Annotated in this window: 15 protein-coding genes and 1 pseudogene; 3 read left to right on the top strand and 13 right to left on the bottom strand. The window is 72.2% G+C overall.

All coding sequences use genetic code 11. The features are described from left to right. Nucleotides 1-15: 15 nt before the first annotated feature. On the top strand, nucleotides 16-783 hold the full coding sequence (locus ACGFJ7_RS17935) for a dienelactone hydrolase family protein (RefSeq protein ID WP_360250079.1): 768 nt from the start codon (nucleotides 16-18) through the stop codon (nucleotides 781-783). On the opposite strand, the gene mnhG is transcribed toward ACGFJ7_RS17935, so the two are convergent. The 10 genes from mnhG to ACGFJ7_RS17885 all read right to left on the bottom strand — a co-directional run bounded on the left by mnhG (nucleotide 773) and on the right by ACGFJ7_RS17885 (nucleotide 9,758). Next, nucleotides 773-1,120 (bottom strand): monovalent cation/H(+) antiporter subunit G, encoded by a 348-nt coding sequence (gene mnhG / locus ACGFJ7_RS17930; RefSeq protein ID WP_360250076.1) that lies wholly within the window; start codon nucleotides 1,118-1,120, stop codon nucleotides 773-775. The two genes, ACGFJ7_RS17935 and mnhG, sit on opposite strands and share 11 nt — an antisense overlap. Beyond that, on the bottom strand, nucleotides 1,117-1,416 hold the full coding sequence (locus ACGFJ7_RS17925) for a monovalent cation/H+ antiporter complex subunit F (protein WP_360250073.1): 300 nt from the start codon (nucleotides 1,414-1,416) through the stop codon (nucleotides 1,117-1,119). Before ACGFJ7_RS17925 ends, mnhG begins: the two co-directional genes overlap by 4 nt. Next, complete coding sequence (locus ACGFJ7_RS17920) at nucleotides 1,413-1,955, bottom strand: Na+/H+ antiporter subunit E (RefSeq protein ID WP_392642747.1); 543 nt, start codon at nucleotides 1,953-1,955, stop codon at nucleotides 1,413-1,415. The genes ACGFJ7_RS17925 and ACGFJ7_RS17920 overlap by 4 nt, the downstream gene beginning before the upstream one ends. Then, nucleotides 1,952-3,451, bottom strand: coding sequence for a Na+/H+ antiporter subunit D (locus ACGFJ7_RS17915; protein ID WP_392642746.1), 1,500 nt, complete (start codon nucleotides 3,449-3,451; stop codon nucleotides 1,952-1,954). The genes ACGFJ7_RS17920 and ACGFJ7_RS17915 overlap by 4 nt, the downstream gene beginning before the upstream one ends. Beyond that, the gene (locus ACGFJ7_RS17910) at nucleotides 3,448-3,837 is read right to left on the bottom strand and encodes a Na(+)/H(+) antiporter subunit C (protein WP_360250064.1); all 390 of its coding nucleotides are present in this window, start codon (nucleotides 3,835-3,837) and stop codon (nucleotides 3,448-3,450) included. Before ACGFJ7_RS17910 ends, ACGFJ7_RS17915 begins: the two co-directional genes overlap by 4 nt. After that, on the bottom strand, nucleotides 3,834-6,629 hold the full coding sequence (locus ACGFJ7_RS17905) for a Na+/H+ antiporter subunit A (RefSeq protein ID WP_360250061.1): 2,796 nt from the start codon (nucleotides 6,627-6,629) through the stop codon (nucleotides 3,834-3,836). Before ACGFJ7_RS17905 ends, ACGFJ7_RS17910 begins: the two co-directional genes overlap by 4 nt. Nucleotide 6,630: 1 nt before the next feature. Next, on the bottom strand, nucleotides 6,631-7,281 hold the full coding sequence (locus tag ACGFJ7_RS17900) for a response regulator transcription factor (protein WP_360250058.1): 651 nt from the start codon (nucleotides 7,279-7,281) through the stop codon (nucleotides 6,631-6,633). Then, a complete protein-coding gene (locus ACGFJ7_RS17895) occupies nucleotides 7,278-8,243 on the bottom strand; it encodes a sensor histidine kinase (protein WP_360250055.1) in 966 nt (321 codons plus the stop codon). The genes ACGFJ7_RS17900 and ACGFJ7_RS17895 overlap by 4 nt, the downstream gene beginning before the upstream one ends. Nucleotides 8,244-8,403: 160 nt before the next feature. After that, nucleotides 8,404-9,138 (bottom strand): hypothetical protein, encoded by a 735-nt coding sequence (locus ACGFJ7_RS17890; RefSeq protein WP_392642745.1) that lies wholly within the window; start codon nucleotides 9,136-9,138, stop codon nucleotides 8,404-8,406. Beyond that, entirely contained in the window at nucleotides 9,135-9,758 is a 624-nt protein-coding gene (locus ACGFJ7_RS17885; protein ID WP_392642744.1) for an FMN-dependent NADH-azoreductase, read from the bottom strand. The genes ACGFJ7_RS17890 and ACGFJ7_RS17885 overlap by 4 nt, the downstream gene beginning before the upstream one ends. An 86-nt stretch (nucleotides 9,759-9,844) precedes the next feature. Between ACGFJ7_RS17885 and ACGFJ7_RS17880 the strand changes: the two genes are divergently transcribed. Together ACGFJ7_RS17880 and ACGFJ7_RS17875 are read left to right on the top strand one after the other, a co-directional pair. Further along, on the top strand, nucleotides 9,845-10,282 hold the full coding sequence (locus ACGFJ7_RS17880) for a MarR family winged helix-turn-helix transcriptional regulator (RefSeq protein WP_392642743.1): 438 nt from the start codon (nucleotides 9,845-9,847) through the stop codon (nucleotides 10,280-10,282). A 45-nt stretch (nucleotides 10,283-10,327) separates the two neighbouring features. Then, complete coding sequence (locus tag ACGFJ7_RS17875) at nucleotides 10,328-10,894, top strand: HD domain-containing protein (protein ID WP_360250043.1); 567 nt, start codon at nucleotides 10,328-10,330, stop codon at nucleotides 10,892-10,894. Nucleotides 10,895-10,899: 5 nt separating this feature from the next. Here the strand turns inward: ACGFJ7_RS17875 and ACGFJ7_RS17870 are convergent, their stop codons facing one another. The 3 genes and pseudogenes from ACGFJ7_RS17870 to ACGFJ7_RS17860 form a co-directional block, all read right to left on the bottom strand. Then, a complete protein-coding gene (locus ACGFJ7_RS17870; protein WP_360250040.1) occupies nucleotides 10,900-11,622 on the bottom strand; it encodes a hypothetical protein in 723 nt (240 codons plus the stop codon). 57 nt (nucleotides 11,623-11,679) lie between these two features. Continuing rightward, nucleotides 11,680-12,567, bottom strand: coding sequence for a LysR family transcriptional regulator (locus ACGFJ7_RS17865; RefSeq protein ID WP_392642742.1), 888 nt, complete (start codon nucleotides 12,565-12,567; stop codon nucleotides 11,680-11,682). After that, nucleotides 12,567-12,669: pseudogene (locus tag ACGFJ7_RS17860) on the bottom strand (TetR/AcrR family transcriptional regulator); the annotation flags it as partial. The gene ACGFJ7_RS17865 and the pseudogene ACGFJ7_RS17860, both read right to left, overlap by 1 nt.

Here is a 12,669-nt window from a genome sequence, read left to right as displayed (position 1 = left end):
ACGAAGATCGGAGGCATGATCGAGCTGTCCGCCCTCCACCAGAACCTCGTCGACAGCGTGCCGGCCGGCGCCGGAGCCCGCGTCGAGGACGAGACCGTCGCCTACGAGCACGACGGTCAACCCCTTCAGGGGTACGCCGTGCACGACACCGCCGTCACCGACCGCAAGCCCGCCGTCATCGTCATCCACGACTGGACGGGCCTGCGCGAGTACCCGAAGGCCCGCGCGCAGATGCTCGCCCGCCTCGGCTACTTCGCGTTCGCCGCCGACGTCTACGGCGCCGGCGTCACCTTCGACAACGACGAGCAGTCGGCCGCCGAGGCCGGCAAGTACTACGGCGACCTGGCGCTGTTCCGGGCCCGCGTGCGGGCCGCGTACGACGTCGTCGCCCAGGACCCGCGCGTCGACCCGGCCCGGATCGTGGTCATCGGCTACTGCTTCGGCGGCAGCGCGGCCGTGGAGTTCGCCCGCACCGGCGCCCCGCTGGCCGGCGCGGTCTCCTTCCACGGCAGCCTGGTCACCCACGAGCCGGCCGACGTGGCCGCCATCAACGCCCCGCTGCTCATCCTCACCGGCGCCGACGACCCGGTGGTCCCGGACGCGGCGGTGCAGAAGTTCGCCGACGAGCTGCGCACCCGCGACGACCTCGACTGGCAGATCACCCTGTACTCGGGCGCCCAGCACGCGTACACCCTGCCCGGCATTCCCCCGTACGACGAGAGGGCCGACAAGCGCAGCTGGCGCGAGCTGGTCAACTTCCTGGACGAGGTCTTCACCCGCTGACCCGATCGCCGGCCGGGGCCAGCTCGTCGGTGACCAGCAGGTCGGTACGGGCCATCCCGGCCCGGTACCCGGCGCGGCCGATCATGTGGGCGGCCACCGGCGCGGTCGCCATCTGGAAGACGGCCACGAGGATCAGGGTGGTGACGTCGACCACGTCGCGCAGGCGCAGACCGCAGCCCAGCAACACCAGCAGCAGGCCGAGCACCTGAGGTTTGGTGGCGGCGTGCATCCGCGACAGCAGATCCGGGAAGCGCACCAGGCCCACCCCGGCCGAGAGGCTGAGGATCGCGCCGGCCACCAGGCAGGCCGCGGCGACCACGTCGAGAACAGCGCTCATCGCCGCCCCCTCGGCGCGGTCGTCTCATCGGCCCGCGCCGGGGCGGGCGCCGCGGTGAAGCGGGCGACGCTGACGGCGCCGGTGAAGCCGAGGATGGACAGGACGACCAGGATGGGCAGGCCGGTCGCGTCGCGGGAGAAGGCGGCCTCGGCGGCGATGGCCATCACGACGACCGCCAGCAGCACGTCCGTGGCGACGACGCGGTCGAGGATCGACGGCCCGCGCACGACGCGGATCAGGGCCAGTCCGGCGCCCAGGGCGAGCAGGGAAGTGACCAGTACGGCGATGACTGTCATGTCGGCGGCTCCTTGATGGCGCGGCGCTCGGCCGGTGAGCCGAACGCGTGGACGATCCGGCGTTCCAGGTCGAGCACGTCGCGGCGGAAACGCTCGGTGCCGGCCGCGTCCCGCACGCCGAGCACGTGCACGTAGAGCACCCCGCTCTCCCGGTCCGCCTCGACGATGAGGCTGCCGGGCACCAGTGACAGGGCCTCGGCGGTCAGGGTCAGGCCGAGATCGGACGGGACCCTCAGCGGTACGGCGATGACGGCACTGCGCGGCACGTGCCCGAACCGGAAGGCGAGCGCGGACACCTGCGCGCTCGCCACGACCAGGTCCCGGACGAAGCGCCAGGCGAACCGCACCACCCCGAGCGGGTGGACCCGGCCCGCGTAGGTCACTGGCGGAAGCGGGAAGACGGTCAGCACCACGACGGCCACGAGCGCCCCGCCCAGCATCGTCAGCGGGGTGAACGAGCCCCACAGCAGCGCCCAGATCACGGTCAGCCCGGCCGCCGCGACGGCCCGGTCCCGCCATCGGCCCCGTAACCCCCTCATCGCGTACCTCCGAAGACGGCTTCGACGTAGCCGGAACGTTCCAGGAGGCCGCCGGCGGCCTGGTCGCCGATCTCGAAGAGCGGTCCCGCGACGGCCGTGAGGCCCACGCCCAGCGCCACCAGCGCCAGCGTCGAGCCCACCATCAGCGGCGGCAACGGGCTCCGGGCGGGCGTCGACGCGTGCGGGACCCGCCAGAAGGCCAGGTTCCAGACGCGGGCCACCGCGTAGAGGGTCAGCAGGCTCGTGGCCAGGCCGCCGGCGATGAGCAGCCAGGCCAGCACCCCGCCGTCGGCCGCGCCGGCCTGCACCAGGCCCAGCTTGCCGATGAAGCCGGAGAACGGCGGGATGCCGGCGAGGTTCAGGGCGGGCACCAGGAACAGCACGGCCAGCACGGGGGAGAGCCGGGCCAGCCCGCCCAGCCGGTCCAGCGCCGTACTGCCGCCCCTCTTCTCGATGAGACCGGTGGCCAGGAACAGGGTGGTCTGGATGGTGATGTGGTGGACCACGTAGAAGATGGCGCTGGACAGCCCGAGCCGGGTGGTCAGCCCGACCCCGAACAGCAGAAAGCCGATGTGGCTGACCAGGGTGAACGACAGCAGGCGCTTGATGTCGGACTGGGCCACCGCGCCCAGGATCCCGACGACCATCGTCAGCAGGGCCAGGATCAGCAGGACGACCGCCGCGCGACCGCCGGGGAACAGCAGGGTCTCGGTGCGGATGATGGCGTACACCCCGGCTTTGGTGAGAAGGCCGGCGAAGACGGCCGTGACCGGCGCCGGCGCGGTCGGATAGCTGTCGGGCAGCCACGACGACAGCGGGAAGACCGCGGCCTTGATGCCGAAGGCGAGCAGCAGCATGCCCTGCAGCATCAGGCGCAGACCGTCCGGCAGCGCGTCCAGGCGCTCGACCAGATGGGCCATCGTGAGCGTGCCGGTGGCGGCGTAGACGAGGCCGATCGCGGTCAGGAAGATGACCGACGACAGGAGGCTGACCACGACGTACGTGATGCCGGCCCGGATCCGGTTCTCGGTGCCGCCGAGGGTCAGCAGGACATAGCTGGCGACGAGCAGGATCTCGAACCCGACGTAGAGGTTGAAGAGGTCGCCGGCCAGGAAGGCGTTGGTGACGCCGGCCGTGAGCACCAGGTACGTCGGGTGGTAGACCGACAGCGGGGTCTCCTCGTGCCCGTCGGCCATGCCCTGCCCGATCGAGTAGACGAGCACGCACACCGTCATGGTGGACGAGACCACCAGCATCAGCGCGGCCAGCTGGTCGGCCACGAGCACGATGCCGAGCGGCGCCGCCCAGCCGCCGACGGTCACGACCATCGAGCCGCCGGTGGTGGTGAGCCCGAGCAGGGCGGCCGAGACCAGCACGGTGGCCGTGAGGACGGTCAGGCTCACCGTCCGCTGGGCCCGGGGCCGGCCGGCCATCATCAGCGTCAGGGCCGCGCCGATCAGCGGCATGACGACGGGCAGGGGCACGAGCCAGGTCATCGGTCGTCCTCGGTTCCGGATCCCTGGTCGGTCTCGGCCAGGCGCATGATGCGGCGGTCCTCCACGTCGTCCTGCACCTCGTCGTGCCCGTCCACGGCCCAGCTCCGGTAGGCCAGGGCGAGCAGGAAGGCGGTCATCCCCAGGGTGATGACGATGGCGGTCAGAATCATGATCTGGGGCAGCGGATCGGCCATGTCGGCCTCGTTCGCGGCGCCGACGATCGGCGGCGCTCCGGCCTTGCCGCCCAGCAGGATGAGCAGGTTGACACCGTTGCCGAGCAGGATCATTCCCATCAGTACGCGGGTGAGGCTGCGCTCCAGCAGCATCGCGACCCCGGCCGCGAAGAGCACGCCGACGATGACGACGTAAACCAGGTTCGGTGTCATACCAGCTCCTTCTCTCGTCGTTCGGTGGGCGCGTCGGAGGTCTCGGCGGCGGCGTGCTGGCGGTCCAGTTCGCCGCCGAGGCTGCGCAGGATCTCCAGGACGAGGCCGACCACGATGAGGTAGACGCCGACGTCGAAGCAGGCCGACGTGGCGAAGTGGACGTGCCCGATCAGCGGCAGCGTCACGTCGACGAGCGCGCTCTGCAGCACCTGCCCGCCCGCGACGAGGGCCGCGGCGCCGGTGCCGACCGCGATCAGCAGGCCGGTGCCGAGCACCAGGCCCGCGTCGACCGGCGCCGCGGCGTTGAGCTCGCGGCGTCCGCCCGCCAGATAGCGGATGGTCAGCGCCAGCCCGGCCACCAGCCCGCCGGCGAAGCCGCCGCCGGGCGCGTTGTGACCCGAGAAGAGCAGGTAGACCGAGAACAACACGATGGTGTGGAACAGCAGCCGCGCCACGACCTGCAGAATGATGGACTCATGGCTCTCGCCGGCGAGCAACCAGCCGGCCTGCCGCGATGGCCCGGTCCGCGCCGGCACGGTCTGCTCGGCCCGCCGCCGCTGCAGCGCGGCGCTGCGCTGGTAGATGAGGCTGGCCACGCCGGTGGCGGCCACCACGAGCACGGAGATCTCGCCCATGGTGTCCCAGGCCCGGATGTCGACCAGGGCGACGTTGACGACGTTGTGCCCGCCGCCGAAGGCGACCGCCGGCCCGGGGAAGCCGACCGAGACCGGAACCGCGAGCCGCCCGCTCACCGCCACGTAGGCCATCGCCGACGTGACGGCGCCGGTCGCCACGGCCACGGCCATCCGGATCCACCGGGTGCCCCGCAGCGGCCGCTCCGAGAACCGCCGCGGCAGGCGCCGCAGCACCAGCACGAACATCACGATCGTGACCGTCTCGACCAGGAACTGGGTGAGCGCTAGGTCCGGCGCGCCGTGCAGCACGAACAGGACGGCCACCCCGTACCCGCAGACCCCGACCAGGATCATCGCCGTGAGCCGCCGCCGGGCCCGGGCCGCGATCAGCGCCGCCGCCACCACGACCACACCGGCCACGAGTTGCAGCGGCGTGTCCCAGAGCCGGATCCCGCCCGGCCGGAACCCGGACAGCAGCAGCGTCGTCGCGCCCATCATGACCAGGACCAGCAGGATCGCGCCGAGCGAGAACGGCAGCGACCCCCGCTGGGTGGCTCCGGTGACCTCGACCGCGGCCCGGTCGATGGCCGCCATGACCCGCCGGTAGACGCCGTCCGCTGTCGGCAGCCGCTGCTCCGGCACCCGCAGTCCCCGGTGCTGGGCAACGAAAATCCCCGCGCCACCGAGCAGCACCACCACCGACAGCAGCACCGGCAGACCGAGGCCGTGCCACAGCGCGAGGTGGCCGGTGGTCCCGGTCCAGAGATTGACGTACGGGGTGAGCGCCCGATCGAGCGCGGGCGCGCCCACCCCCACCGCGAGGCCGGCGAGCGCGAGCACCGCCGCCGGCCCGGCGAGAGCCAAGGGCGGTCGCGGTGCGGCGGTGGTGTCCATCGCCGGCTTGGTGGCGAAGGTGCCCCACAGGAAGCGGAGTCCATAGGCGACGGTCAGGACGGAGCCGGCCAGCAGGGCCGCCAAAATCAGTGGGTCGTGCTCGAAGGCGGCGAACAGCGTCTCCTTGCCGACGAAGCCGGCAAGCGGGGGAACACCGGCCATCGACGCCACGGCCAGGCCGGCCACGACGGCCAGGGCCGGCATCCGGCGGCCCAGGCCGCTCAGCTCCCGCAGGTCGCGGGTGCCGGTCAGCTTGTCGACGACGCCCACGACCAGGAACAGGGTCGCCTTGAACAGGGCGTGCGCGAGCAGCAGGGCCACGCCGGCCAGCGCGGCCGCCCGCGAGCCGGCGCCGAAGGCCACGGTCAGCAGGCCGAGCTGACTCACCGTTCCGTACGCCAGAAGCAGTTTGAGGTCGTGCTGGCGCAGGGCGGCCCAGCCGCCGAGCAGCAACGTGACGGCGCCGGCGGCCACCGTGACGGGCTGCCAGGCCGGGGTGACGGCCAGGGCCGGCCCGAGCAGGCCGACCAGGAAGACGCCGGCCTTGACCATCGACGCCGCGTGCAGATAGGCGGACGCGGGCGTGGGCGCGGCCATCGCGGCCGGCAGCCAGAAGCTGAACGGGAAGACGGCCGACTTGGAGAGCGCGCCGGCCAGGATCAGCACCGCCGCCGTGGTGCTTCCGGCCGGCAGCGGGCTCTCGGCGATCTCGGACCAGCGGTACGTGCCGGCGCCGTGCCCCAGGATCACGAAGCCGGCCAGCATCGCCAGGCCGCCGGCCGTCGTCACGACCAGCGCCTGCATCGCCGCCCGGCGGCCGGCCGCCTGCTCGGGCTTGTGCCCGATCAGCAGGTACGAGAAGACGGTGGTCAGCTCCCAGAAGACGTACAGCAGAAGCAGGTCGTCGGAAAGCACCAGCCCGGTCATGGCGCCGGCGAAGCCGAGGAAGACCGCCGCGAACCGGCCGAGGCCGGGATCGCCGGGCGGGAAGTACGACGCGCAGTACGCCAGGACGACCGCGCCGACGCCGCCGACGATCAGCAGCATCAGCCACGGCAGCGGCCCGGAGCGCAGGGCGAGGTCCATGTCGAGGTGCGGCACCCAGCGGTACGTGGCGGCCACCGAACCGGGGTTCAGGACGGCCCAGCCGGCCGCCGACGCCGGAACCAGGGCGAGCAGGTACAGCGCTCGATTACCTATAAACCTAATCAAAACGGGCGCGATCAGGGCGGCCAGGGCGTGAAGAAGCAGGATCGCGAGCATGTCAGGGCTCGATCAGACCGGCGCGGATCGCGTACCTGGTCAGTTCCTGCCGGTCCTTCAGGCCCAGCTTGGCCAGAATGTTGGACCGGTGCCGTTCCACCGTCTTGACACTGATGAACAGCAGCTCGGCGATCTCCCGGGTGGAGTGGCCCTCGGCGACCAGCTTCAGCACCTCCTCCTCGCGGTCGGTCACCGGCCGGGTGGGGATCTCGCCGCCGCGGGCCCGTTCGAGATAGTCGCGGACCAGGGCGGTCTCGGCCCCCGGGTAGAGGAACGACTCGTCCCGCATCGCCGCGTGGCACGCCTCGACCAGATCCCGGTCGGCCACCGACTTCGGCACGAACCCGGCCGCGCCGACCCGCAGAGCCTCGAAGAAGTACTGCTCGTTGTCGTACATGGTCAGGATGAGGATGCGCAGCCCCGGCCGGCGGCGGGTCAGCTCCCGGGCGGCCTGCAGGCCGGTCATCCGCGGCATCGCGATGTCCAGCACGGCCAGATCCGGCGGGTCGGCCGCGGCCAGGGCCACCGCCTCGGCCCCGTCGGCCGCCTCGGCGATCACCGTCAGGTCGGGTTCGTTGTCCAGGATCAGCCGGACGCCGCGGCGGACCAGCGCGTGGTCGTCGGCCAGCAGAATGCGGGTGGGCGCGGTCATGCGGTGCCTCCCAAGGTCGCGCCGACGGATGTGGGAACGTGCAGCGACACCGCGGTGCCGCCGTCCGGCAACTGCTCGACGGTGAGCGCGGCGCCGATCAGAAGGGCGCGTTCACGCATGCCCCGGATGCCGGCGCCCTCAGTGGCGGAGCCGAGCCCCCGCCCGTCGTCGCGCACGCATAGTCGAACCCCGTCGGCCTGCCCCTGCAGGGAGAGCTCGACGTGGTGCGCGCCGGAATGGCGGGCCGCGTTGGTCAGGCCCTCCTGAGCCACCCGGTAGACGACCAGCTCGACGTCCTTGCCGAGCGGGGGCAGGTCGGAGGCGACCCGGCGCCGGACGGTCAGCCCGGCGGTGGTGAACTCGATCGCCAGCGCGCGCAGGGCACTGGCCAGGCCCAGCTCCTCGAGCACGCCGGGGCGCAGCCGGCGGGCGATCCGGCGGATCTCGTCGAGGCTGTTGCGGGTGCTCTCCTGGGCCTGCCGCAGCTGATCGCGCACCGGCTGAGGGGAGGAGTCGGCGATCCGCTTGAGGTCGAGCAGCACGGCGGTGAGGGTCTGACCGATCTCGTCGTGCAGTTCCTGCGCGATGCGGTGCCGTTCCTCCTCCTGCGCGGCGAGCGCCCGGCCGGCGCTCGACGCGCGTTCGTGCTCCAATCGCTCGAGCATGGTGTTGAAGGCGTGCATGAGCGAGCTGATCTCGCCCTGCCCCTCGGCGGCGAGGCGCGTGCCGGGCCGGAGCAGGTCGATGGTCGTCATGACCCGCGTCACCCGGGCCAGCGGCCGCAGCCCGACCCGCAGCATCGCCGCGTTGGCGACGAGCGTGGCGACAGTGCCCGCGAAGATGATGACGGCCTCGGTCATCCGCGCCGTCGCCGACACCGTCACCGGCGCGAAGAGCAGCACCAGCGCCGCCACGGTGAGCACGGCCGCGTTCAGCGAGAAAATCCTCCAGAACAACGACACAGAGCCACCAATCCGATCGGTTTTCAGGTCCGCCTCAAGCCTGCCGGTCCACCGTCCCACCGTCCATCCGTGCCGACCCCCATTCCCCACCGCGACGCACCCAGCCGCCCGAGCGCGGCCGGCCCGACCCACCTCCGCATCCCGGCCCGGCTGGTTTGGCTCACCTCTGTGTCCTGGGCGCGGCCGGTCTGGCCGACGTCTGCGCCCGGGGGTGCGGCTGGCTTGGCCGACCTTTGCGTCCGGGGATGCGGCTGGCTTGGCCGACCTTTGCGTCCGGGGATGCGGCTGGCTTAGCCGACCTTTGCGTCCGGGGACGCGGCCGGCTTCGCCGACCTCTGCGCCCCGTGCGCGGCCGGCCTGGCCAGGCCCTTCTGCTGCCGGCCGAGCCGAGGGGCACGCCGTCATCATCCATTCCCCGACGGAGGCACAGGGCCGCACGCCCAACATGACGCCGCCTCTCATTCTTCCTGCGGCGGCCGATCGCGGTTGTCCCACCGGCGCGGCGCGGCGCGGTGGCGACCAGCGCCGGACCGTACGCGGTGTCGTCGTTCATCGCCGCCATGCCCGGCACGCCCGCCAGGTGGGCGCGGCCGAGGCCGGGCTGCACGAAGGCGGCGCTGCCGAATGTGGCGGCCAGGAAGACGTTGGCGATCGTCGTGAGCACCAGGCCGGCCAGCGCCGGCTTGCTCGGGCCGAGGGCGAAGGACAGGCCGATCGCGCCGAGGATGGCGAGGGCGGCACCGAGAATGCTGGCGCCGAGGTGGCTGACCAGGAAAACGCCGGTGGTCACGTATTCGGCGTACGCGTCGAAGTCGGTGACGGGCGGCTGGTGGGTGAGGGTGCTCAGGCCGAGCAGGACGCCGTAGGCCGGAAGCGCCCAGAGCAGGGCCTTCATTGCAGGAACTCCTTCGCGAGGTCGCGCGCCCGCTCGTGGGCGACGCGGCGTGCGGTGGCGGCGTCGGCGGTGGCCAGGTTGGGCCGGAAGTGGACCGTGCGGATGTCGTCGACTCCGGCCCAGCGCAGCCAGTCCTCCAGGTACGGGGCCTGGAAGTCGGCGCCGAAAGCCGGGCCGCGGTCCGGCCCGTACACCGCGCTGGTGTAGACGACGGCGGCCCGTTTGCCGTGGAGCAGGCCGCGGTAGCCGGTCGCGGGGTCGAATCCGAAGACGAGGCCGGGCTGGCTGACGACGTCGATGAACTGCTTGAGGATGTACGGGATTCCGGCGTTCCACATGGGCACGCTGAACAGGTAGCTGTCGGCCGCGTCGAAGCGGCGGAACGTGGCGATGGCCGCGTTCCAGGCCTCCGCCGCCGCCCCGCGCGGCTCCTCGCCGGCGAAGACGGCCATCTTGGCCGCCGCGGCGTCGGGGCCGAACGCCGGCAGGGTGCCGTCCCACAGGTCGTACTCCTCGACCTCCACCCGCGAGTCGCGGATCACTTCCAGGAACGTGCCGGCGAGGGCCAGCGACTCCGAGCGGGGGCCGCGCGGCGAGGCGGACAGGTGCAGCAGCTTCATGACGATCTCCTGACGTGAGGATGCGTGCGCACGCACATTCTTACGCCGATGCGTGCGCACGCACAAGAACTGGGTAGGCTGCGGTGATGAGCGACACCGATGTGGCCGCGTGGGCGGCTCTGCTGCGGGTGCACGCCGCCCTCGTACCGCGGCTCGACAAGGAGTTGCAGTCGGCCTGCGACCTCCCGCTGACCTGGTACGACGTGCTGCTGGAGCTGAACTCGGCGCCCGGGCGCAAGCTCAGCATGGGCGAGCTCGGCGAGGTGGCGGTGGTCAGCCGCACCCGGGCCAGCCGGGTGGTCGACAGCCTGGTCGCCGCCGGGCTGGTCGCCCGCGAGACGAACCCCGAGGACAAGCGCTCGTCGTACGCCACCATCACCGAACAGGGGCGCCGCCGGCTGCGCGAGGCGGCTCCGGTCTACCTGGCGGGCATCGAACGGCACTTCACGTCGCGGATGAGCGCGGCCGAGTCACGTACCGTCGCCAAGGCCCTGGAAAAGGTCCTGTCCGCCACCAACGTATAAGTTTTGTACACCTGCTGTTCATGTTTACGGGGTTACCGTTACCCCATGATCCGCCCGCTCGTCGCCGACGCTCGTGACCTCGCCGAACGTGTCCTGGCGGAGCTACCGGAGCGATGGCAGCACTCGGCCGGGGTGGCCGAGCGGGCCACGCAGATCAGCGCGACCGTGAGCGCCGAGGAGGCCGACGTCCTGGTCGCGGCCGCCTGGCTGCACGACATCGGGTACGCCGAGGCGCTGCGCGACACCGGCTTCCACCCGCTCGACGGGGCGCGGCACCTCCAGCGCCTCCAGTGGCCGATGCGGATCGCCGGCCTGGTCGCGCATCACTCCGGCGCGATCTGCGTGGCGCACGCCAAGGGGCTCGAGGGGGCGCTGGCCGAGTTCCCGCAGGAGCACACGCCGGTCAGCGACGGGCTGACCTACGCGGACCAGACCGTGGGCCCGTACGGGCGCAGCATGGACTTCGAGGACCGGATGGCCGACATGCTCCGCCGCCACGGTCCCGGCTCGCCGAACGCGGCCGTGCACTCCCGCCGCGCGCCGATGCTGCGCGCGGCCGTGCACCGCGTGATGTCCCGGCTGGCCGTCCCGGCCGGCGTGCGGGTCGCCTGAGGCTTTTACGCCGCGGCGGTGGCCAGGGCCAGCTCGGTCTTGGTGTGCTGCACCTCGGACGGGGCGATGCCGTCCTTACGCAGCGCCCGCGAGACCCGGGCCGACACGGCGGCGGCCTCGTCGACCGGGCACTTCGTGGAGAGCTCGAGCAGGGCCGAACCGTCCGGGTAGACCCAGCGTTCCGCGGTCAGGGCCAGGCCGCGCACCTTGACCCGGCGCTTACGCGCCTTGACGGGGCCGAAGGTCGTGAGTTCGCCGAGCTCGCCGGGTGCGTACGCCGAAAGCAGCCGCCGCTGGCCCGCCGAGAGCAACGACGTCAGGGGTTTGCCGTCCTTGCGGGCGCGGGCCACGCTGCCCTTGGCGAGGGGCTGCTTGAGCGCGCCCGAGCAGACGTAGTTGCCCGGCATGGCGTCGACCTCGACGTGGAAGCCGGGGGAGCGGCGCAGCCAGCCCGGAACATTGCTCGTGTGCATGGGGCGCAGCTTGACCACGATGTCGTCCGGCCGGCCGGCCCGTTCGCGGACGCGCACGACGATGCCGTGCTGCTTCAGCGCCAGGGCCGGGGTGTCCAGGAAGTAGACCTTCCGGGCCTGGCCGCCCACGGGGCCGCCGTCCGGAATGAGGAGCTTCAGCTCCACCAGGTCGGCCTGACGGGTGATGACCCGCAGGTCGTCGGCCTGATCCGACGGCGGTTGCCAGAATCCTCCCATGGAAGGTCGCGAACTCACTCGAACAACCGTACAGGAACTCCCGTTGAAAGATCATCAACGGGGGGCCATTTTCAGTTAATCCTCTGTTAACCCATAGGGGGCCTCGTCCTCGACGAAGTCCCGGAACCGGGAAGCCGCCGGCCCCAGGCGACGATCGGTGCGCCAGGTCAGCCCGACCACCCGCTCGGCGCCCGGGGCGGCCAGGGCCAGCCCGACCGTGCCCGAGACGCCGACGAACTGCTCCGGCACCAGCGCCACACCCAGGCCGGCGCCGACCAGACCCTCGATCGTGGCCAGATCGCCGATCTCGAAGGCGACCCGCGGCGTCACACCGGCCGCCGCGAACAGGTCGTCGACCAGCTGGCGGAAGCCGAACCCGGGTGGAATCGTCACAAAGTCCTGCTTCGCCACCTCGGCCAGCGGCACGGTCCGCGTCCTGTCGGCCCAACGGTGGTCCGGCGGGACGATCAGGGCCAGGCTCTGCGTCTGCAAGGCGACCCAGCCGTACGGGCCGGGCGGGCGCGGCGAGATCAGCGCCAGCTCCGAGAGGCCCGCGTCGAGGTCGCGCAGCATCTCGTGGCCCGGCTCCTGGCGCAGCTCGACCCGCATGCGCGGCGCGCGGCGACGGACATCGCGCAGGATGCGCGGCACGAGCGAGGTCGCCATCGAGTCGAGGAAGGCCAGCCGCACGGTGCCCGACTCGGGATCGAGCAGCCCGGCCAGATCACGGCGCAGCCGGTCGTGCCGGTCGACGATGTCGCGGGCCGCGTCCAAGGTCAGCTCGCCGAGCGGGTTGGGGTGCACGCCGCGCGCGTCCCGCTCGAACAGCCGGGCCCCGAGCTCGTCCTCGACCCGCTTCAACAGCCGGGACAACGTCGGCTGGGTCGTACCGAGCACAGCGGCGGCCTCGGTGACGTGGCGGTGCTCACCCAGCGCGAGCAGCGCCCGAAGCTCCTCGATCATCACGAGATCACGTGGCGGTGCAGGTACTCCCGGATCAGCGCCTTGGCCTCGGTCAGCACGGACTCGTCACCGCTCTGGTCGCGCCGGAACGCCAGCTTGATC

Source organism: Actinoplanes sp. NPDC048988, from assembly GCF_043197815.1.
Taxonomy (GTDB): domain Bacteria; phylum Actinomycetota; class Actinomycetes; order Mycobacteriales; family Micromonosporaceae; genus Actinoplanes.
The sequence above is the reverse complement of the archived record's forward strand: the minus strand, read 5'-3'. Positions and strand labels throughout refer to the sequence as shown.